This is a genomic window from Sphingobium sp. TKS, assembly GCF_001563265.1.
Classification (GTDB): domain Bacteria; phylum Pseudomonadota; class Alphaproteobacteria; order Sphingomonadales; family Sphingomonadaceae; genus Sphingobium.
The window spans coordinates 2,852,854-2,872,407 of the sequence record NZ_CP005083.1 but is presented as its reverse complement, the minus strand read 5'-3'; the positions used below and the strand labels follow the sequence as shown (position 1 = coordinate 2,872,407).

19 protein-coding genes and 1 tRNA gene are annotated in these 19,554 nt (G+C 63.8%); 5 read left to right on the top strand and 15 right to left on the bottom strand.

The features are described from left to right. Window positions 1–59: 59 nt before the first annotated feature. Window positions 60–2,021: a hybrid sensor histidine kinase/response regulator gene (locus K426_RS14265; protein ID WP_066558307.1), complete on the bottom strand. Its 1,962-nt coding sequence runs from the start codon at window positions 2,019–2,021 to the stop codon at window positions 60–62. 210 nt (window positions 2,022–2,231) lie between these two features. On the opposite strand from K426_RS14265, the gene K426_RS14260 reads away from it, so the two are divergent. Beyond that, window positions 2,232–2,305: transfer RNA gene (locus K426_RS14260), tRNA-Gly, on the top strand. Between the two features lie 14 nt (window positions 2,306–2,319). Here K426_RS14260 and K426_RS14255 read toward each other — a convergent pair. From K426_RS14255 to cyoA, 7 genes are read right to left on the bottom strand one after another with little or no spacing between them, the layout of a single operon-like run. After that, window positions 2,320–2,850 (bottom strand): response regulator transcription factor, encoded by a 531-nt coding sequence (locus tag K426_RS14255; protein WP_066558302.1) that lies wholly within the window; start codon window positions 2,848–2,850, stop codon window positions 2,320–2,322. Further along, the gene (locus K426_RS14250) at window positions 2,843–4,168 is read right to left on the bottom strand and encodes an ATP-binding protein (RefSeq protein ID WP_066558299.1); all 1,326 of its coding nucleotides are present in this window, start codon (window positions 4,166–4,168) and stop codon (window positions 2,843–2,845) included. The genes K426_RS14255 and K426_RS14250 overlap by 8 nt, the downstream gene beginning before the upstream one ends. After that, the gene (locus K426_RS14245) at window positions 4,165–4,890 is read right to left on the bottom strand and encodes an SURF1 family protein (protein WP_066558297.1); all 726 of its coding nucleotides are present in this window, start codon (window positions 4,888–4,890) and stop codon (window positions 4,165–4,167) included. Before K426_RS14245 ends, K426_RS14250 begins: the two co-directional genes overlap by 4 nt. Beyond that, entirely contained in the window at window positions 4,887–5,318 is a 432-nt protein-coding gene (cyoD, locus tag K426_RS14240; protein WP_066558295.1) for a cytochrome o ubiquinol oxidase subunit IV, read from the bottom strand. The genes K426_RS14245 and cyoD overlap by 4 nt, the downstream gene beginning before the upstream one ends. Next, window positions 5,315–5,944, bottom strand: coding sequence for a cytochrome o ubiquinol oxidase subunit III (gene cyoC / locus K426_RS14235; protein WP_066558292.1), 630 nt, complete (start codon window positions 5,942–5,944; stop codon window positions 5,315–5,317). The genes cyoD and cyoC overlap by 4 nt, the downstream gene beginning before the upstream one ends. Window positions 5,945–5,949: 5 nt before the next feature. After that, window positions 5,950–7,956: a cytochrome o ubiquinol oxidase subunit I gene (cyoB, locus tag K426_RS14230; RefSeq protein WP_066558287.1), complete on the bottom strand. Its 2,007-nt coding sequence runs from the start codon at window positions 7,954–7,956 to the stop codon at window positions 5,950–5,952. A 5-nt stretch (window positions 7,957–7,961) separates the two neighbouring features. Beyond that, complete coding sequence (gene cyoA / locus K426_RS14225; protein ID WP_082748600.1) at window positions 7,962–9,077, bottom strand: ubiquinol oxidase subunit II; 1,116 nt, start codon at window positions 9,075–9,077, stop codon at window positions 7,962–7,964. Window positions 9,078–9,266: 189 nt separating this feature from the next. On the opposite strand from cyoA, the gene K426_RS14220 reads away from it, so the two are divergent. Continuing rightward, window positions 9,267–10,598 (top strand): MFS transporter, encoded by a 1,332-nt coding sequence (locus K426_RS14220; RefSeq protein ID WP_066558281.1) that lies wholly within the window; start codon window positions 9,267–9,269, stop codon window positions 10,596–10,598. Window positions 10,599–10,617: 19 nt separating this feature from the next. On the opposite strand, the gene K426_RS14215 is transcribed toward K426_RS14220, so the two are convergent. The 3 genes from K426_RS14215 to K426_RS14205 form a co-directional block, all read right to left on the bottom strand. Further along, window positions 10,618–11,463, bottom strand: a complete 846-nt coding sequence (locus K426_RS14215; protein ID WP_066558279.1) for a glycosyltransferase — start codon at window positions 11,461–11,463, stop codon at window positions 10,618–10,620. A 2-nt stretch (window positions 11,464–11,465) separates the two neighbouring features. Continuing rightward, window positions 11,466–12,734 (bottom strand): ammonium transporter, encoded by a 1,269-nt coding sequence (locus tag K426_RS14210; protein WP_066558276.1) that lies wholly within the window; start codon window positions 12,732–12,734, stop codon window positions 11,466–11,468. Between the two features lie 94 nt (window positions 12,735–12,828). Further along, on the bottom strand, window positions 12,829–13,533 hold the full coding sequence (locus tag K426_RS14205) for a GIN domain-containing protein (RefSeq protein WP_066558274.1): 705 nt from the start codon (window positions 13,531–13,533) through the stop codon (window positions 12,829–12,831). 121 nt (window positions 13,534–13,654) lie between these two features. Here K426_RS14205 and K426_RS14200 point away from each other — a divergent pair, with 121 nt between their 5' ends. Next, a complete protein-coding gene (locus K426_RS14200) occupies window positions 13,655–15,235 on the top strand; it encodes a M28 family metallopeptidase (protein WP_066561817.1) in 1,581 nt (526 codons plus the stop codon). A 19-nt stretch (window positions 15,236–15,254) separates the two neighbouring features. Here K426_RS14200 and gloA2 read toward each other — a convergent pair whose 3' ends face one another. Beyond that, window positions 15,255–15,632, bottom strand: coding sequence for an SMU1112c/YaeR family gloxylase I-like metalloprotein (gloA2, locus tag K426_RS14195; protein WP_066558271.1), 378 nt, complete (start codon window positions 15,630–15,632; stop codon window positions 15,255–15,257). Window positions 15,633–15,705: 73 nt separating this feature from the next. Between gloA2 and hemB the strand changes: the two genes are divergently transcribed. Both hemB and K426_RS14185 read left to right on the top strand, forming a co-directional pair. Beyond that, window positions 15,706–16,701, top strand: coding sequence for a porphobilinogen synthase (gene hemB / locus K426_RS14190; RefSeq protein ID WP_066558264.1), 996 nt, complete (start codon window positions 15,706–15,708; stop codon window positions 16,699–16,701). A 1-nt stretch (window position 16,702) separates the two neighbouring features. Next, window positions 16,703–17,287: a gamma carbonic anhydrase family protein gene (locus K426_RS14185; RefSeq protein WP_066558262.1), complete on the top strand. Its 585-nt coding sequence runs from the start codon at window positions 16,703–16,705 to the stop codon at window positions 17,285–17,287. 68 nt (window positions 17,288–17,355) lie between these two features. Here K426_RS14185 and K426_RS14180 read toward each other — a convergent pair whose 3' ends face one another. From K426_RS14180 to glk, 3 genes are read right to left on the bottom strand one after another with little or no spacing between them, the layout of a single operon-like run. Beyond that, a complete protein-coding gene (locus K426_RS14180) occupies window positions 17,356–17,868 on the bottom strand; it encodes a hypothetical protein (RefSeq protein ID WP_066561815.1) in 513 nt (170 codons plus the stop codon). A 37-nt stretch (window positions 17,869–17,905) separates the two neighbouring features. Further along, window positions 17,906–18,523: a bifunctional 4-hydroxy-2-oxoglutarate aldolase/2-dehydro-3-deoxy-phosphogluconate aldolase gene (gene eda / locus K426_RS14175; RefSeq protein ID WP_066558260.1), complete on the bottom strand. Its 618-nt coding sequence runs from the start codon at window positions 18,521–18,523 to the stop codon at window positions 17,906–17,908. Further along, window positions 18,523–19,488, bottom strand: coding sequence for a glucokinase (gene glk / locus K426_RS14170; protein WP_066558257.1), 966 nt, complete (start codon window positions 19,486–19,488; stop codon window positions 18,523–18,525). Before glk ends, eda begins: the two co-directional genes overlap by 1 nt. Between the last annotated feature and the right edge of the window lie 66 nt (window positions 19,489–19,554).

Genomic DNA, 19,554 nt, shown 5'->3' with positions numbered 1-19,554 from the left:
GGTGAAGACCGAAAAATCTATGTTTTACGTATGTTTCGCCCAGCTTGGTAAAGATCGCGTTACAGATCGTCCGAATGGGCGGCCAGCTTGACGAGCTTCTGCCCCCCTTGCGTCACCGACGTCACCATTCGGGCCAGTTCGGCCTGCTTGAACGGCTTGTCCAGCCTTGGCCGCCTGGTCATGTTCGGCGGCAATTCGGCAAAGCCGGTGATGATGACGACGGGCAGGCCGGGCAACCGTTCCTCTATCTCGTCCGCCAGTTGCGTGCCGGTCATGCCCGGCATGGCATAATCGGTGATCACCAGATCGACGCTGCCCTGCTCCAGCACCCGCAGCGCATCCAGCCCCGATGTCGCCTGGAACACGGTATGCCCCAATTCCTCCAGCATGCCGGCGGTGTTGGTCAGCACCAGATCGTCATCGTCCACCGCCAGAATGACCAGCGGTTCCACAAACGCGGCAGCCATTATGTCGGACGTCACGACCGGCTCGTCCGCCACCATGCCTGCGGGTGCGACGGGCAGCCATAGCGACACGGTGGTCCCATGTCCCTGCTCGCTGACGATGGTCAGCGATCCGCCGCATTGTTCGGCAAAGCCATGCGCCATGGACAGGCCCAGGCCCGTGCCCTTGCCGATCCCCTTGGTGGTGAAAAAGGGTTCGCGCGCCCGATCCAGCGTGGCCGCGTTCATGCCTTCGCCCTCATCGATGATCGACAGGCGCACATAGCGTCGGCCGTCCAGATCGGGCCGTTGCGCTTTCGACAGCGTCGCTTCGGCGCCCTCGATGATGATCCGCCCGCCGCCCGGCATCGCGTCCCGCGCATTCACCGCCAGGTTCAGCAGCGCCAGTTCCAGTTGCGCCGGATCGGCATGGGCGGCGCTCAGATGCAGGGGAAAGCGCGTTTCGATGGAGACTCCGGTGCCCAGCGTCGTCTTCAGCAGATCGGCCATGTTCCGCACCAGGGCGACGCAATCGACGCTTTGCAGCTTCAACTCCTGCTTGCGGGCAAAGGCCAACATCCGTTGCGTCAGCGTCGCTCCGCGCTCGGCCGCGGTCATGGCGTTGTCGATATAGCGGGATATGTCGGCCCCAGTCGCCAGCCGCAGCCTGGCCAGGTCCAGGCTGCCGACGATCACCGCCAGCAGATTGTTGAAATCATGGGCGACGCCCCCGGTCAGCTTGCCGATGGCCTCCATCTTCTGCGCCTGGAAGATTGCTTCCCGCGCTTCGTCCAGCGCCAATTGCGTCTCGCGCCGTTCGGTGAGGTCGCGGGTGATCTTGGCAAAGCCGATCAGTTCGCCATCGGCTTCCCGGATCGCGTCGATGATGACATGCGCCCAGAAGCGCGATCCATCCTTGCGGATGCGCCATCCCTCAGCTTCGAACCGTCCTTCCCTGGCCGCTGTTTCCAGCGCCCGTGAGGGCAGGCCGGCCATGCGGTCCTCCTCCGAATAGAAGCGGGCGAAATTCTGGCCCAATATCTCTTCGGCCTTATAGCCCTTGAACCGTTCGGCCCCCGGATTCCAGCTTGTGATCGTCCCCACCGGGTCGAGCATGTAGATGGCATAGTCCGTCACGCCCTGCACCAGCAGGCGGAATCGTTCCTCGCTGCGCCGCAATTCCTCTTCGGCTGCGCGGCGTTCGGTCAGGTCGCGCGTGACCTTGGCAAAGCCGATCAACTGGCCGCCGGGTTCGCGAATGGGATCGATGACGACATGGGCCCAGAAACGCGAACCGTCCTTGCGAACGCGCCATCCCTCGGCCTCGAACCGGCCCTCATGCTCCGCCGTTTCCAGCGCCAGCGCGGGAATGCCTGCCGCCTGATCCTCCGGCGTATAGAATCGGGAAAAATGCTCACCGATGATTTCTTCGGCCTCATAGCCCTTGAAGCGGCGCGCGCCGGGATTCCAACTGACGATGATGCCGTTGGGCGACAGCATGTAGATCGCATAGTCAGTGACGTTCTGGACCAGCAACTCGAAGCGGTTTCCAGATCCTTCCGGTGCCGCCGTGCTCATGTGGGTCCCCGTGGATTATCTTGTTCGCCCTGAACAACGCTTCTGCGTGCCGGACGTTCCGCTTCCGAAAGCGATTGTTCGCGGGCGCCGGGCTGGCGGGCCATCGCCTTGCCGGCTGGAATATCGGCCGCCATGGCGCCATCCCCTCTGAAATTCTCCGCCGCGATGTCGTTGACGCCATTCGGATCAACGGCTAAGCCGCGCAGGCAGGCGGGTGTAGCTCAATGGCAGAGCAGAAGCTTCCCAAGCTTACGACGAGGGTTCGATTCCCTTCACCCGCTCCATCTGAAACTTAGGTTCAGCCCACCTGCCGCTTGGCGAGCTTCCTCGCCAGCGTCCGCCGGTGCATCCCCAGGCGCCGCGCCGCTTCGGAAATATTGAAGTCGCTGTCTTTCAGCACTTCATGGATATGCTCCCATTCCAGCGTCTTGATCGATGTCGGACGGGGCGCCAGCGGCGTGGATGGGTCGCCAGTGGAGCGCGCAAACGCCGCCTCTATATCATCGGTGTTGGACGGCTTGGCGAGATAGTTGGAAGCGCCCAGCTTGATCGCTTCGACCGCCGTCGCGATGCTGGCAAAGCCGGTCAGCACGACGATCACCATCGCCGGATCATGGGCATGCAATGTCTGCACGCAGACAAGCCCGGACTCCGCGCCCAGCTTCAGGTCGACCACCGCAAAGCCCGGCTTGCTGCCCGTCAGCACCATTTCCAGTGCCGCATGGCTGTCCGCCGTCAGCACCACATAGCCGCGCCGCTCGAAGGAGCGCTTGAGCGTCTTGGCAAATGCCTCATCATCCTCGACGATCACCAGCACGCGCTCAGACATCGGCATTTTCCTCTTCCATCGCCACGGTGCCCAGCGGCAGGCGCAACAGGATCAGCGCCCCGCTATCCGCGCCATTGCTTGCGCTGACGCTGCCGCCCAGCTTGCGTACGACATTGACGACCAGGAAGAGGCCCAGGCCGTGACCTTCCTTGCCCTTGCTCGATCGGTAGGGTTTGCCGAAATCCTCCAGCATGGCCTCGGAAAAGCCGCTGCCATTGTCGCGCACCGCGATGTTGAGCGAGCTGCTGTCGCGCCCGACCAGCAGGTCGATATAGGTCGCGCCTGCCTCCCGCGCATTGTCGAGCAGATTGCCGATCGCCTGCCGGATCACCGGATCGGCAATGATGCGCGGATAGTCATGCGGCCCGAAATCGCAGCGCAGCGGCATGCCCGGATTGGCTCTGCGCCACTCCATGGCGATGCCGTCGATGAAATCGCGCACATTGGTGACTTCCGGCGCTTCGCCCCGCGCCTCGCCGGAAGACAGCAGGATGCCGGTCACGATCGCCTTGCAGCGCTGCACTGCCGCCTGCATCTCCTCCACTTCTTCCACCAGGTCGGGATGGCCGGTGATCTCCGGCATATGCTTCCAGTCGCCCAGCACCACCGCAAGCTGCGACAGGGGCGTGCCCAGTTCATGCGCCGCGCCCGACGCCAACAGGCCCATCCGGATGATATGCTCCTCCTCCGCCGCCTGTTGCCGCAGTTTCGCCAGATAGGCGTCCCGCACCTGGAGGTTGCGTGTCACCGGCAGCACGAACAGCACCAGCAGCACCGCGATCATGGTCAGGCAGATCCAGGCGCCGATGATATGCAGGTCGAACAAATGGCCTTCCAGCACGCCATTCAGGTCCAGCGGCCGATAATGCAGCGCCAGCAGTCCCGCGCAGAGCGTCGAAACGAAGACGATCCCCCAGATGCTCCAGCGGTCGAGCAGCACCGCGCCCAGCGCCACCTGCACCAGATAGAGCGAGATGAAGGGATTGGTCGCCCCGCCGGAAAGATAAAGCTGCGCCGTCAGCAGCAGCACGTCGAACAGCAGCGAGAGGAACAGTTCGGCATGGGACACGTCCGTCCGCTTGCGCAGAACGCCGAAGCTCAGGCCATTCATCAATATCGCCATGCCCGCGACCAGCAGCATCGGGGCGATGGGCAGACGGATGCCCATGACGAAATGCACCGCCAATATGGTGATGAGCTGGCCCGCAATCGCCAGCCAGCGCAATTGCACCAGCAGCGCCAGATTCTTGCGGCCCGCAGCATCGGCCGGCCACTGGCTGGGCTGCCAGAGGGTGCTGATCGGCAGGTTCCGGTTCATCCCCGGCGGTCTTTCCGCTCCTGACGCATGACGAACATGTACGCGCCCGCGACCATCGCCGCCAGCACGAACCATGTGATCGCATATTGCAGATGGCTGTTGGGGAATTTGATGACCGTGAGACCGCCGACCGGCAGGCTGTCGGGACCGCTCGCTGCATCGGCGTCGATGAAATAATCGGCGGTCGGCCCATCGATCCCGCGAGCGGCGGCGATCGCGGCCACGTCACGCGAATACCAGCGATCCGTCGCCGGATCGTTGGAGCGCAGGAAACCGCCGCCCGGTTCGCTCAGGCGCAACAGCCCCGCGACATGCACTTCGCCCTGGGGCCGGGCATAATCCCGGCGCCTGTCCGGCGGCACGAAGCCGCGATTGACGATCAAGGTGAAGCCCTGGTCAGTGACGAGCGGCGTCAGCACCCAGAAACCGGGGCCGCGCACGGTCACCGCCTGTACGAGCGCAGTCTTGCCATGAAGGAAATGGCCCGAAATCCTCACCCGGCGATATTCATCGGCCCTTGCGGCGGCACGGGGAGCGGGGATGGGGCGGGCGTGGATTCGCGCATCGACGCGGGCGATCAGGTCGCGCTTCCAGCTCAGGCGCTGGACCTGCCAGGCGCCGAGCGCGCAGAAACCGGCAAAAAACAGAAGGGCGATCAGCGTCAGGCCGATCAGAAAGGCCGGGGAGCGCCTGGAGCGCCCCCCGTCTTGGGCCGTTTTCACGGCATTTCGCTCATATTCTGCATCGTTGACATGTCGTGCATGGCGCTCATGTCCATGTCCGCATGCGGCATCATATTGGCGTTCAGATGATACATGACCCACAGCGATCCCGACAGGACGATAACGACCAGAACGATGGTCAGCATCATCGCCATGAACGACCAGCCGCCTTCGACGCGGGTGTTCATGTGCAGGAAGTAGATCATGTGGACGATCACCTGCACCGCGGCAAAGCCCATGATGACCACGCCGGTCAGCTGCGGATCGTGCAGCACGCCGCTCATCACCAGCCAGAAGGGGATGGCCGTCAGGATCACCGACAGACCAAAGCCGATCATGTAGCTGCCGTAGCTGCCGTGCGAGCCTTCTTCATGATGATCGTCATGATGGTGGCCGTGGCCACCATGAGGATGGACAGCGTTGCTCACCGCAGGACTCCCATCAGATAGACAAAGGTGAAGACGCCGATCCAGATGACGTCGAGGAAGTGCCAGAACATGGAAAGGCACATCAGCCGGCGCTTGTTGGCCGGGATCAGACCTTTTTTCGCGACCTGCACCATCAGCGTGATCAGCCAGATCGAACCGAAGGTGACGTGCAGCCCGTGCGTGCCGACCAGCGTGAAGAAGGAGGACAGGAACGCCGAACGCTGCGGACCCGCGCCCTCATGGATGAGATGCGCGAATTCGTAGAGTTCGATGAACAGGAACGCCCCGCCGAACAGCAGCGTGACGACCAGCCAGCCCTGCGTGGCGCTGACCCTGTTCTTCTCCATCGCCAGCATGGCAAAGCCATAGGTGATCGACGAGAACAGCAGCATCGCGGTGTTGAGCGCGACGAGCGGCAAGTCGAACAGATCCTTCGGCCCCGGCCCGCCGGCATAGCTGCCGCCCAGCACCGCATAGGTGGCGAAGAGGATGGCGAAGATGAGGCAGTCGCTCATCAGATACATCCAGAAGCCCAGATTGGTGCTGTGGCCTTCGTGGAGGTGCGGCTCCTCGGGCAGGTGGTAGGCCCGCTCTTCCCGATGCGCCATTGCAGTTGCGCTAGTCATGAGTGTCAGGCTCCTGCCGCCGCGAGGGTGCGCGTGCGCTCTTCCTCGGTGCGCGTCACGACATCCTGCGGGATGTGGAAGTCGCGCTTGTAGTTGAAGGTGTGGCCGATCGCGACCGCGACGATCCCGACGAAGCTGAGACCCGCGAGCCACCAGATGTACCAGATCAGCGCAAAGCCGCAGAGCGTCGCCAGACCCGCGAGGATCACGCCCGCGCCGGTGCTGCTCGGCATATGGATCGGCTGGTAGCCGGAGAGCGGACGCTGATAATTGTTCCGCTTCATGTCCGCCCATGTGTCGGTGTCGTAGACGACCGGCGTGAAGGCGAAATTATACTCCGGCGGCGGCGACGACGTCGCCCATTCCAGCGTGCGGCCGTTCCACGGATCGCCCGTCTCGTCCTTCAGTTCCTCGCGCTTCCAGATGGAGACTGCGAACTGGACCAGCATGGCGCCGATGCCCGCCGCGATGATCGCAGCGCCGACGGCGGCGATGATGAACCAGATGTGGATCGACGGATCGTCGAACACGCGCATGCGGCGGGTGACGCCCATCAGGCCCAGGATGTAGAGCGGGGTGAAGGCCATCCAGAAACCGATCTGCCAGCACCAGAAGCTCACCTTGCCCCAGAAGACGTTCAGCTTGAAGCCGAACGCCTTGGGCCACCAGTAATTGATCGCTGCGAACAGGCCGAACAGCACGCCGCCAATGATCACATTATGGAAGTGCGCGATCAGGAACAGCGAGTTGTGCAGCACGAAGTCCGCGGGCGGAACGGCGAGCAACACGCCGGTCATGCCGCCGATCGTGAAGGTCAGCATGAAGGCGACGGTCCACATCATCGGCAGCTCGAAACGGATCTTGCCGCGATACATGGTGAACAGCCAGTTGAACAGCTTGGCCCCCGTCGGGATCGAGATGATCATTGTCGTGATGCCGAAGAAGCTGTTGACGCTGGCGCCCGACCCCATGGTGAAGAAGTGGTGCAGCCACACGAGGTAGGACAGCACCATGATGCAGCAGGTCGCATAGACCATGGAGGTGTAGCCGAAGAGACGCTTGCCCGAGAAGGTCGAGGTGACTTCGGAGAAAACACCGAACAGCGGCAGGATGAGGATGTAGACTTCCGGGTGGCCCCAGATCCAGATGAGGTTGACATACATCATCGGATTGCCACCGAAATCATTGGTGAAGAAGGCGGTGCCCAGATAGCGGTCGAGCGAGAGCAGGACGAGCGTGGCGGTCAGGATGGGAAAGGACGCGACGATCAGGATGTTCGCGCAGAGCGAGGTCCAGGTGAACACCGGCATCTTCATGAGGGACATGCCCGGCGCGCGCATCTTCACGATGGTCGCGATCAGGTTGATGCCGGACAGGGTCGTGCCGATACCGGCCACCTGTAGCGCCCAGATATAATAATCGACACCCGTGGCCGGGCTGTAGGCGATCCCCGAAAGCGGCGGATAGGCGAGCCAGCCGGTCTGGGCGAACTCACCCAGGAACAGCGACATCATCACCAACACCGCGCCGCCCGTGGTCATCCAGAACGAGAAATTGTTCAGGAAGGGGAAGCTGACGTCGCGCGCACCGATCTGCAACGGGACGATATAGTTCATCAAACCGGTGATGAACGGCATCGCCACGAAGAAGATCATGATGACGCCATGGGCCGTGAACACCTGATCATAATGGTGGGCGTTGAGATAGCCCTCCGACCCGTTGAAGGCGAGCGCCTGCTGTAAGCGCATCATGATCGCGTCGGCAAAGCCGCGCAGGAACATGATGAGGCCCAGCACCATATACATGATGCCGATCTTCTTGTGATCGACGCTGGTGAACCACTCCTTCCAGAGATAGCCCCAGAGCTTGAAATAAGTGAGCGCCGCGACCAGCGCCGCGCCGCCCAGCACCACCGCCGCGAAGGTCGCGACAATGATGGGCTCATGCCATGGGAAGCTGTCCCATGTCAGACGACCGAAGATCATCTGTGCTGTTGTCATTGTGCCAGTCATGGGCCTTACCGATGCTGCGCGTGCGCGTCAGCGCCGCTATGGGAGGAGTGATCGGCTGGAGCCTCGGTGGCCCCCGGAGCGTCCGGCGCGGTCTGCACGCCTTTATTGCGCTCGGTCTGGTCGATCACATGGCTGTTGGGGAAGTCGTAGCGAAGGCCTTCGGTCTCATGCGCCGATTCCTTGCCCGCGCCGCCCATCATGTTGATGTGCATCAGCTCGCCCATGCAGCGCTGGCCGGGCTTGGGGCAAAGGTTCACGACCGCGTCGAACAGCTTGGGATCGACGGCGGAGAAATAGGCGACCGGCGCCTTCTCGCTGGGCTTGGCGAGCGTCAGGTAGACATTGCGGTCCAGATTGACGTCACCAGCCTTCACCTTCGCCACCCAGCCGTCGAAACCGGCCCGGTCCAGCGCCTTGTAAGCAAAGCGCATATGGCTGAAGCCCGCGCCCGAATAGTTGGCGGAAAAGCCCACGCCACCGACCGCCTTGTTGGCGACCGCATGCAACTGCGTCTTCATGCCCGGCATCGCATAGATCTGCCCCGCCAGTTCAGGAATGTAGAAGCTGTTCATGACCGTCGAGGCGGTGATGTCGAAACGCACCGGCACATTGGTCGGGACCGCCAGCTCATTGACCGTGGCGATGCCCAGCTCCGGATAGATGAACAGCCATTTCCAGTCGAGCGCGACGACCTCGACAGTCAGCGGCTTCACCTTGGGGTCGATGGGGGTCTGCGCGTCGATCCGGTCCAGCGGCCGATAGGGGTCCAGCTTGTGCGTGCTCACCCAGGTCAGCGCGCCCAGGCAGATGATGATCAGCAGCGGCGCGGACCAGATCAGCAGCTCCAGCTTGGTCGAATGATCCCAATCCGGATCATATTCCTTTTCCGCCGCCTCGTTCGCAGAGCGGTAACGCCAGGCGAAAAAGACGACCAGCGCCATGACGGGAATGACGATCAGCAGCATCAGCGCGGTCGAGATCAGGATCAGGTCGCGCTGCTGCACCGCAATATCGCCCGACGGGTTCATCACGACCCAGTTGCATGCCGTCAGCGGCAGCGCCAGAATCGGAGCGGACCAGCGGAAAATTCGGGTCCAGTTGGGGAAGAGGGGGTGTGGCATGAGCGCGCGCTAACCCGTCCACAGGGAGTCGAACAGTGGGCAATTTGTCCCATAGTGCGCAGGTGCAAAAAATGCTTGGATTGCGGGATACTGCTTAGACTCTGCGGGTTTTCTGTTATGTTGCCTGTTCGTGGCCGCCGGCAGAACAGAAAAAGGGTTCCGGTGGCTTAAGCCAAGGAGCGGATGCCTATGAGTTCACAGGCCATGACCTTCACCTCCCGGTCGCTGGAGGATGATGCGCGCCTGATCAATGCGCGGGACCACAAGATCGCGCCGGGTGATATTTCCATCGGAGTCATCATCGGTCGCACCTCCGAATTCTTCGATTTCTTCGTCTATGCCATCGCTTCGGTCATCGTTTTCCCGCACCTGGTCTTCCCTTATGTGGATGCCCTGACCGGCACGCTTTATTCCTTCGCGATCTTTTCCGTCGCCTTCATCACGCGGCCCATCGGCTCGCTGATCTTCATGGCCATCGACCGCCATTTCGGTCGGGGCACGAAACTGACCGTGGCCTTGTTCCTGCTGGGCGGATCGACCGCGTCGATCGCTTTCATGCCGGGATATGAGACCATTGGCCACTATGCAGCGGTCGTATTGGTCATTTTGCGCGCCGCGCAGGGGATCGCGCTCGGCGGAACCTGGGACGGCCTCGCCTCGCTCCTGTCGCTGAACGCGCCGCAGCATCAGCGCGGCTGGTATGCGATGGTGCCGCAATTGGGCGCACCGCTGGCGCTGCTGGTGGCGAGCGGTCTGTTCGCCTTCTTCCTGATGACGCTGTCTCGCGCGGATTTCCTCGACTGGGGCTGGCGCTATCCCTTCTTCGTCGCCTTCGCGATCAACGTCGTGGCCCTGTTCGCCCGCCTGCGGATCGTCGTGACCCATGAGTTCGAGCGCCTGTTCGAACAGAAGGATCTGCAACCCTCCGAAGTGCTGCCCACCGTCAAGGCGGAAGGGCGCAACATCATCATCGGCGCCTTCGCCCCGCTGGCCAGCTTCGCGCTGTTCCACATGGTGACGGTCTTCCCGCTGAGCTGGGTCGCGCTGTTCACGAAGCAGCCGCTGGAACGCTTCCTGATCATCGAGATGATCGGCGCGTCGGTCGGCCTGCTCGCCATCGTCGTCTCGGGCTTCGTCGCGGACCAGATCGGGCGCCGCTCGCTACTGGCATGGTCGGCGCTCGGCATCGCGATCTTCAGCGTCATGGCGCCGTTGCTCTTGAATGGCGGGGATCTGGGCGAGGTCGCCTTCATGATCCTGGGCTTCATGCTGCTGGGCCTGGCTTTCGGCCAGTCCTCCGGCGTGGTCGCGTCCAACTTCGCCACCGAAGCGCGCTATACCGGATCGGCGCTGACCTCCGACCTTGCATGGCTGGTCGGCGCGGGCTTCGCTCCGCTGGTGGCGTTGCTGCTGTCGGTGAAGTTCGGTCTGGCCGCCTCGGGCATCTACCTGCTCTCGGGCGCGGTGGCGACCATGGTGGCGCTCTACGTCAACAAGGAACTGGCGGCCCGCGACCGCTGAGAAGGAAAGGGGGGAGGCCTTATCGCTTCCCCCTCATTCGCGCCAAAGCCCTGCGATCGAACCATCCTGTCGGCAAGGGCCGGGGCCGAAAACGCGGCAACCATTCGCCGTAAAGCGCATCCATGCGAACCGGCAACCCCGATACTCCGTCACGTGCCATGATGTCGGAAATGATCCGGTTCTGGAAATAGCGCAGCGAATAATTGATCATCCGCCGATATTGCATGTGAAGCGTGGAGGGCCGCAGCAGGCTCACCGCCTCGCAGCGAAAGCCCGCATCCTCGCACGCCAGCACCCGCTCCCGATCCCAATCGGCATCACGCCCCAGATCGGTATGCGCCCAGGCGGCCACCAGCCCATCGTCTCCCACCAGATCCTCTGGCAAGCGCAAGCCTCGCGCCCGGACTGCTGCGACGAACCGTCCGGACAGCGCATAAAGATCACCGAACAGCCCCCGTTCATCCCGCAGGCTCTGGCGATAGACCTCGACCGACCGCCCATTGACCGGCATCCCCGCAGCCGCATTGGCATCGGGCCGTGCCGCCAACGCCGCCGTCAGCGCGTCGATCGACCCGGCGACGATTTCGGCATCGCCATCCATGAAGATGACGGCATCCTCATCGCCGCGGAGCAGGTCGTGGACGAAATGATTCCATGTCCGCGCCTTGCCACCGGCGGCCATGTCATGGACGATAACATTCGCTCGTCCGCCGCTCGCCTCCCGCGCCCGCGCCGCAGTGGCGTCCGTCGACCCGTTCACCAGCACATGAAAGACGATGTCCGCCCGGTCCAGCGGCAGGGACGCCAGGCACAGCCCGATCCGCCGTTCCTCCTGATGCGCGAATATGCCGACGGCGATGCCCACCTTTAGCGAAAATCCCAGCTCTGCTGCTTATGCTGCGTCAGATCGAGGCCTTCCTCCTCCTCCCGCGCGCCGATCCGGGCTGGCACGATCACCGACAGCATCAGGGCGATGATCGCTGATCCGGCCATCGCCCACAGCGCCACCACCACTATGCCGATGACCTGCGCGACGATGGCGCCGCCAAGGCTGATCCCCGCCGCGAAGCCGACTCCGCCCAGCGCCGGGAGCACGAAGGGAACCAGCAGCAACACCCCGATCAGCCCACCCAGCCCGTGGATCAGGAACACATCCGCCGCATCGTCGATCCGCGCACCCAGCAGCGCCTTGGCCACCCGGCAAAGCAGCGCGGCGATCAGCCCGATCATCATCGCCCCGCCCGGTCCGACCAGGGCCACCGAAGCGGAAATCGCCACCAGCCCGGCCAACGCTCCCGACACGGCTCCGGTCGTCGTCACCCGGCCAAGATCGATCCGCTCCACCAGCATCCAGCCGAAAGCGCCCGCGCAGGCCGCGAAATGGGCGTTGAGAATGGCCGTCGCGGCATTGTCCGTCGCGCCAAAGGCCCAGCCACCCACAATCCCCGCCCAGCCGATCCACAGCAGCACGCCACCTGCAAGGCTCAGAAGCGGCGCATGCCCCCCGGAAACCGCCCGTCGCTTGCCCACGATCAGCACCAGCGCCAGCGCCGAAAAACCCGCGCAGAGATGCACGACCAGCGCGCCCGCAAAATCCATGACGCCCAGGCCTGCCAGCCATCCGCCACCCCAGACCCAATGCACCACCGGCGCATAGACCAGCAACAGCCAGAGCAGGGCAAAGGCCGTCATCCATCCCAGACGCACCCGCTCCGCCACCGCACCGGGCAACAGGCAGGCGGCGAAGACGGCCAGCCCCATCTGGAACAGCGCGAAGGCCGATTCCGGCACGGTCAGCCCATCCCGCAACGCCCCCAGATTGGCGAGCAATATATGCGCCCGCCCGCCCAGCCAGCCGCTTCCCGGCGCATAGGCGAGGCTGTAACCGATGATCCCCCAGAGCAGCGAAATCCCTGCGGCCACCACCAGCCCTTGCATGCCCACCGACAGGGCGCTGCGCGCATGGACCAATCCCGCATGACGCAACATCAGTCCCGGCAAAGCCGCCAGCAGCACCAGCACGCCGCACAGGATCATCCACGCCGTATCGCCGCTATCCGCCACGGCGACCTGCGCCATCGCGGTTTCGGGCGCGATCAGCGCGGAAAGAAGAAGAAGGGCAAGCAGACGACGCATCAAACAATCCAGCCAGAATTCGGCCCGTCGTAACGCATGCGAAGTAAAGACTTGCCTAACCTGATATATCAGGGAGCCTGCCTCCAATCCCATCCTAATAAGCCGCACCCCCGCAACTGATCCGCCCCGTCCCGCGATTGTCGACGCTGCACGCCGCTTTTCCCGCCACCGTCACGTCGCCCGACCCGGAAGCCGTCACCTTGGCGGTCACCTCCGCCGTCAGCGCCACATTCCCCGGCCCGTCATTCGCGACCACGGCCTGCCGCGCCCGCAGTCCCTCCGCCGCCACCGCGCCCGGACCAGTAACCCGCACGGTCGCGACACCGACCCGCCCGGCCAGATTCGCCCGCCCGGCCCCCACCACGCCCAGATGGAGCTGCTCCAGATCCACCGCCGCCACGCTGACGTCGCCATTGCCGCCCAGCACGATCTCCCCGCGCAGCCCCTTCATCCGGCTGATCGAAACCGATCCACCCCCGGTCAGCACGACACGGCCCAGATCGCCGGTCGACAGCCGCAGCACCGCCCGCCCGCCGGATTTCTCGCCCGGCTGCGCTCGCTCCATCGTCACCGCCAGCAGGCGTCCGGACAGGTCCAGCTTCAGCCGGTCCAGCACAGCCTGATCACCCTCCGCCCGCGCCGAAGCTCCGGCGCCCGTGGTAATCACGACCTCTATCGGCGCATCCACCCGGATCGCATCGAAGCTGGAGAGGGTGAAGCCCCGCGTCGCCGCCCCTGCGGGAGCCGCCAATCCCGCTATCGTCACGGTCAGAAGAACAAGAAAACGGGGAAGCGGCATGACGGTCTCCCAACCTCTATCGCGATCCTGATACGAATAGGGCGTAGCGGTTCCAAGCCCCCTTGTTCGTCGCACCGGATCGGGCAAGATCGTCAGGTTTCCAAAAGAGGGCATGTGGCTGATGCGCAAACTATTTTCCGGACTTCTTCTGGGTTTGATCAGCACGACGGCCCTGGCTGCACCTGACAATAGGGCGGAAGCCTGGTGGAGCCACGTCCGCACCCTTGCCGGCGACGCTTATGAAGGACGAGGCACCGGCAAACCGGGCTATGACAAGGCAGCCGACTATGTGATCGCTCAGCTTCAGGCGCTCGGCCTCCAGCCAGCGGGCACGCATGGCTATAAACAGCCCATCGCCTTCACGGAGCAGGTGATCCTGTCGCAGGACAGCAGCGCCAGCCTGACCGGAGCGGAGGGCGAAACGGCGCTTGCCGTGCCCGCCGACATCATTTTCTCGGGTGGCGGCGGCCCCGTTCCGCCAACCGTCAGCGCGCCGCTGGTCTTCGCGGGCTATGGCCTGCATCTGCCCGAAGTGAACCATGACGATTTCGCCGGGCTCGACCTTAAGGGCAAGATCGTGGTGGTCGTTTCCGGCGGCCCCTCGACCATTTCCGGCGCGCTCAAATCCCATGCACGCTCGGAACGCGCCGCATGGCTGGCCAAACAGGGCGCGCTCGGCCTGATCCAGTTGGTCACGCCCAAGCAGGTCGAGATTCCCTGGGACCGCCGCATGGCCCTGGCCAGCCAACCCGCTCTGTTCTTCCGCGACCAGGCCTTGCGAGAGACTGCCGCGCCTTTCCTGAGCGCGCAGTTCGATCCCGCCAAATCCGCGCTGCTTTTTGCGGGCTCCGGTCATGATTTCACGGAGATCGCCGCCGCCGCCGACAAATCCGCGCCCGTGCCTTCTTTCCCGCTTGCCCGGCGACTGGACGCGAAGGTGGCGGCCAGACGCTCGGACATCTCATCGCCCAACATCATCGCGCTCATGCCCGGAACGGACCCGGCGCTGCGAAAGGAATATGTCATCCTGTCCGCCCATCTCGACGGCTATGGCGTCGGCACGCCGATCAAGGGCGATGCGATCTATAATGGCGCGATCGACAATGCCTCCGGCGTGGCCAGCCTGCTCGAAATCGCCCGCACCCTGCGCGAGAGCAAGGTGAAGCCCAGGCGATCGATCCTGTTCGCCTTCGTGACGGCGGAGGAAAAGGGGCTGCTCGGCTCCACCTATTTCGCCCGGCGGCCGACCGTGCCGCACAAGGCGATGGTGGCGGACCTGAATTTCGACATGGCGTTGCCGATCTTCCCGCTGACCAGCGTTACGCCGATCGGCTACGATCAGAGCAGCTTGGGGAAGGATGCCGAAGCGGTGAGCGCGCAGATGAACCTGCCGATCACGCCCGATCCCTTCCCCGACCGGAACGTCTTCATCCGCTCCGACCAATATAGCTTCATCCGCACGGGCATCCCCGCGCTATTCTTCAAATATGGCTTCAAGGCGGACACGCCGGAGGCGGCGGTTGAAAAGGCCTGGCGCGCCAATATCTACCATTCGCCCAGGGACGATGCGAACCAGCCGGTGATGCCGGCGGAATCGGTGAAGCTCAACGACTATGTCGCCGCCGTGACTCTGCGCGTCGCCAATGCGCCGGGACGGCCGCAATGGAACGGGGACAGCTTCTTCCGCCGCTTTGTGAAATAGGATCTGAGCCCAATAGGGATCATGCCTCATAAAATTCCAGCGGCAGCCCGTCCGGATCAGCGAAAAAGGTGAAGCGCTGTCCGGTGTAAGGATCGATCCGGACCTCCTCGCAGGCGATCCCCGCCGCCGCCAGCCGCGCGACTTCCCCGTCCAGATCGTCGACCGTGAAGGCGAGGTGACGCAGGCCGCAGGCTTCCGGCCGGGTCGGACGGGGCGGGGGCGCGGGAAAGGAGAAAAGTTCGATCTGGGCATTGCCCGCGTCCAGATCGCATTTCCACGATTGCCGCTCGTCGCGCCACACTTCGCGGATCACGCCAAAGCCCAGAATGTCGACATAAAAGGCTCTGGACCGCGCATAGTCGGAACAGATGATCGCGATATGATGGATGGCACGCATGCCCGCGCCCTATCATAGCGGTCGCATCGCCGGAACCTTGATCCCCCCGTCCGGGCGGCCTACACAGCCGGCCATGACTCACGCCTCCTATCCGGCGCTTCGCCTGCGCCGCACCCGCGCCTCGGCCTGGAGCCGGGCGATGCACGCCGAAAATCGCCTCAGCCCCAGCGACTTCATCTGGCCGCTGTTCGTCACCGAAGGGCAGGGGGTGGAAGAACCCATCAAGTCGCTCCCCGGCGTCTCCCGCTGGTCGGTGGACCTGATGGTGGAACGCGCACGGGAAGCGCAGGCGGTGGGCATTCCCTGCCTCGCCCTCTTTCCCAACACCCAGCCCGAACGGCGCAGCGACGATGGTGAAGAGGCGCTCAATCCCGATAATCTGATGTGCCGGGCCATCCGGGCGATCAAGGACGCGGTGCCGGAGATCGGCATCCTGACCGACGTGGCGCTCGATCCCTATACCGCCCATGGCCAGGACGGCCTGCTGGATGAAGCGGGCTATGTCGTCAACGACGCCACCATCGACGTGCTGATCGGCCAGTCGCTCAATCAGGCGGCGGCGGGCGCGGACATCATCGCGCCTAGCGACATGATGGATGGCCGCGTCGGCGCGATACGCGAGGCGCTGGAGGAGGAAGGCCATGCCAATGTGCAGATCATGGCCTATGCCGCCAAATATGCGAGCGCCTTTTACGGCCCGTTCCGCGATGCGGTCGGCTCCAGCGGCCTCCTGAAAGGCAATAAGAAGACCTATCAGATGGACCCCGCCAACAGCGAGGAAGCGCTGCGCGAAGTCGCCCTAGACATTGCCGAAGGCGCGGACAGCGTGATGGTGAAGCCGGGCCTGCCCTATCTCGACATCATCGCCCGAGTGAAGGATCGGTTCGAAGTGCCCGTCTTCGCCTATCAGGTGTCGGGCGAATATGCGATGCTGGAGGCCGCCGCCGCCGTAGGGGCGGGGGATCGCGACGCGCTGGTGCTGGAAACGCTGATGGCGTTCAAGCGGGCCGGTTGCTCGGGCGTTCTCACCTATCACGCGCTTCACGCCGCCCGCCTGCTGGGAGCCTGAAATGACCGATCACCCCGAAGCCTCCATCATCCCCTTCAACGGCAAGACGCCGAAGATCCACCCCAGCGCCTTCATCGCGCCCGGCTGCCGGATCATCGGGGATGTGGAGATCGGTCCCGATGTCAGCATCTGGTATAATTGCGTGATCCGGGCGGATGTGAATTTCATCCATATCGGCGCGCGGACGAATATCCAGGACGGCACGGTGGTCCATTGCGACAGCCCCGGCGACCATATCGACGGCCGCCCGTCCGAAGGCTGGCCGACCGTCATCGGGGAAGATGTGCTGATCGGCCATATGGCGATGGTCCATGGCTGTATCCTGAAGGACCGGGCTTTCGTAGGTCTTGGCGCCATCGTCATGAGCGGGTGCACGGTGGAAAGCGACGCCATGCTCGCGGCGGGCGCGCTGCTTTCGCCGGGGAAGACGGTGCCGCACCGCCAGCTTTGGGCAGGCCGCCCCGCCAAATATATGCGTGATCTATCCGACGAAGTGCTGATCGACATGCGCGAAGGCGTCGAACATTATGTCCATAACGGCAAGGCGCATAAGGGCGCGGTCAAGGCGGCGTTCGCGTCGGATTGAAGCAGCCTAAGGTTTATATGAATCCTGCTCCTGCGAAGGCAGGAGCACGAAATGCGAAATGCTCAGGATCAAGGCTGAGCCAACCGGCCCTTGAGCACGTCCAGCCGGTCATTCTGCCCGTCGACGATCGCCAGCGCCACCCCGCGCGCAGCATCGATCGCCTCGATCCCGCCGCTGGCCTTGCCTTCGGACACCGCATTGCTGCGCTCGACATAGAGCACGTCCAGGCTCGCCAGCGCCGACACGCTGTCGTTGCGCGCCGATTCGAGCGCGCTCAACGCCGTCTGCGCCGCCACCCAGGCCTCGCTGGAAACCGCCGATCCGGAAGCCGCCCGCGTCGCCCTGTCCGCCGCGGGCCAGGCCTTGTCGAAAGCCGATCCGCCCGTCTGAGCCTGCGCCGTCAGCCGCTCCACATTCTGGACCAGCTCCGGTTCCGGCGCGACCGGCGAGGGTTGGGGCGCCGCCTCGGCAATGGGCGCACCCTCGATCGCCCGCTTGGCGAGTGAGGGATAGCCCTGAAAGGTGCTGGCGCAACCGGACAGGAACAGGGCCAGGGATGGAAGCAGCCGACGCAGGTTCATGAAACGCATCTAGGATGGCGTTGGCGCGGAGGCAAGCTTAGCGCGGAAGCGATGCGGCTTCGCGGGCGAGCGCCTCGATCTTCATCGGATCGACCGGCCCCTTGGGCACGACCCAACTGCCGCCGACGCATTTGATGAAGGGCTCGGCCAGCCATTTCGGCGCGCTTTCCGCCGTGATCCCGCCGGTCGGGCAGAAACGCGCCGTGTGCAAGGGCGCCGCCAGAGCCTTGAGCGCAGGCAAACCGCCCGAAGTTTCCGCCGGAAAGAATTTGAAATGCGAAAGGCCCATATCCAGCCCGCGCATGATGTCGCCCGCCGTCGCGGTGCCGGGCAGGAAGGGAATCCCCGCCGCAATCGCCGCCTTGCCCAATGGTTCGGTGAGACCGGGACTGACGATGAAGCGCGCCCCCGCCTCCATCGCGGCATCGAGTTGCGCGGGATTGAGCACGGTCCCCGCACCCACCACCGCGCCCTCGACCTTCGCCATTTCCCGGATCACATCCAGAGCAGCCGGCGTCCGCAACGTCACTTCCAGCGCGGGTAGCCCGCCCTTCACCAGCGCCTGCGCAATCGGCAACGCATCCTCGACCCGATCGATCACCAGCACCGGGATCACCGGCGCCAGTTCCATCACCTGTTCCACGCTCAAGGACATTATTTCTTCTCCCGAAAGGCCGCGGCGGCGCCGTACAGCCCGATTTCGTCATGCAATGCGAGGCGGATCGGCACGGATTTCATCAGGCTCTCGAACCGTCCCTTGGCGGTGAAGCGCTGATGAAACCCGCTCTGCGGCAGCAATCCGCGCATCCGCTGCGTCAGCCCGCCCGCCAGCACCACCGCATGCGGCCCCTGCGCCAGCGCCAAGTCACCCGCGACCGATCCATAGGACATGCAGAAACGGTCGAACGCCGCCCGCGCAAATTCGTCCGTGCCATCAATGGCCGCCTGCCAAAGCTCGGCATCTTCCATCAACACGACCCGATCATGGCCGATGGTCGCCATTGCCTTGTAGATATTGTTGAGGCCCGGCCCCGACACGATCCGCTCGGTCGACACGCGCAGGAATTTGTCCCGCAGATAGGCGAGGATCTTCTCCTCCAGCGGATCGAGCGGCGCGAAGTCCAGATGCCCGCCCTCGGTGGCGATGACATGCGGCTGCCCATCGTCGAAGGCGATCATCGCGACGCCCAGCCCTGTGCCCGGCCCCAATATCGTCACCCCGCCGTCACGCGGAAAGGGCTTGTCCTCCCCGAACAGCAGCGGCAGATTTTCCTGCGGCAGACGCGCCACGGCATGGGCCACCGCCTCGAAATCATTGACCAGCCGCAAATGTTTGAGGCCCAATTCCTCGTCCAGCGTATAGGGCCGGATCACCCAGGCGCTGTTGGTCAGCTTGATGACCTCGCGCCCGATGGCGGTGGCGAAGGCGATTGAGGCGGAGGTGGGCAGATCACCCCCTTCATCCTCGACGAATGCGGCCCAGCAGGCCTGAAGGCTGGGATAATCCGCAACCTTATATTTGCGCACCTTGCCGAGCGTCGGCACACCCCGCGCATCCAGCTTTGCGCGGGCGAAACGGGCGTTGGTGCCGCCGATATCGGCTGCGATGATTTCGGTCATATTTGGTACCTTGGGTATATAGATACGTCATTCCCGCGAAGGCGGGGATCCATCTCCTGCCATTGT

Bases quoted from the DNA above. Each gene is read 5' to 3' on its own strand.
- K426_RS14265 (WP_066558307.1), bottom strand. From the start codon at position 2,021: ATGAGCACGGCGGCACCGGAAGGATCTGGAAACCGCTTCGAGTTGCTG.
- K426_RS14255 (WP_066558302.1), bottom strand. From the start codon at position 2,850: ATGTCTGAGCGCGTGCTGGTGATCGTCGAGGATGATGAGGCATTTGCC.
- K426_RS14250 (WP_066558299.1), bottom strand. From the start codon at position 4,168: ATGAACCGGAACCTGCCGATCAGCACCCTCTGGCAGCCCAGCCAGTGG.
- cyoC (WP_066558292.1), bottom strand. From the start codon at position 5,944: ATGACTAGCGCAACTGCAATGGCGCATCGGGAAGAGCGGGCCTACCAC.
- cyoB (WP_066558287.1), bottom strand. From the start codon at position 7,956: ATGACTGGCACAATGACAACAGCACAGATGATCTTCGGTCGTCTGACA.
- cyoA (WP_082748600.1), bottom strand. From the start codon at position 9,077: ATGCCACACCCCCTCTTCCCCAACTGGACCCGAATTTTCCGCTGGTCC.
- K426_RS14220 (WP_066558281.1), top strand. From the start codon at position 9,267: ATGAGTTCACAGGCCATGACCTTCACCTCCCGGTCGCTGGAGGATGAT.
- K426_RS14210 (WP_066558276.1), bottom strand. From the start codon at position 12,734: ATGCGTCGTCTGCTTGCCCTTCTTCTTCTTTCCGCGCTGATCGCGCCC.
- K426_RS14205 (WP_066558274.1), bottom strand. From the start codon at position 13,533: ATGCCGCTTCCCCGTTTTCTTGTTCTTCTGACCGTGACGATAGCGGGA.
- K426_RS14200 (WP_066561817.1), top strand. From the start codon at position 13,655: ATGCGCAAACTATTTTCCGGACTTCTTCTGGGTTTGATCAGCACGACG.
- gloA2 (WP_066558271.1), bottom strand. From the start codon at position 15,632: ATGCGTGCCATCCATCATATCGCGATCATCTGTTCCGACTATGCGCGG.
- hemB (WP_066558264.1), top strand. From the start codon at position 15,706: ATGACTCACGCCTCCTATCCGGCGCTTCGCCTGCGCCGCACCCGCGCC.
- K426_RS14185 (WP_066558262.1), top strand. From the start codon at position 16,703: ATGACCGATCACCCCGAAGCCTCCATCATCCCCTTCAACGGCAAGACG.
- K426_RS14180 (WP_066561815.1), bottom strand. From the start codon at position 17,868: ATGAACCTGCGTCGGCTGCTTCCATCCCTGGCCCTGTTCCTGTCCGGT.
- eda (WP_066558260.1), bottom strand. From the start codon at position 18,523: ATGTCCTTGAGCGTGGAACAGGTGATGGAACTGGCGCCGGTGATCCCG.
- glk (WP_066558257.1), bottom strand. From the start codon at position 19,488: ATGACCGAAATCATCGCAGCCGATATCGGCGGCACCAACGCCCGTTTC.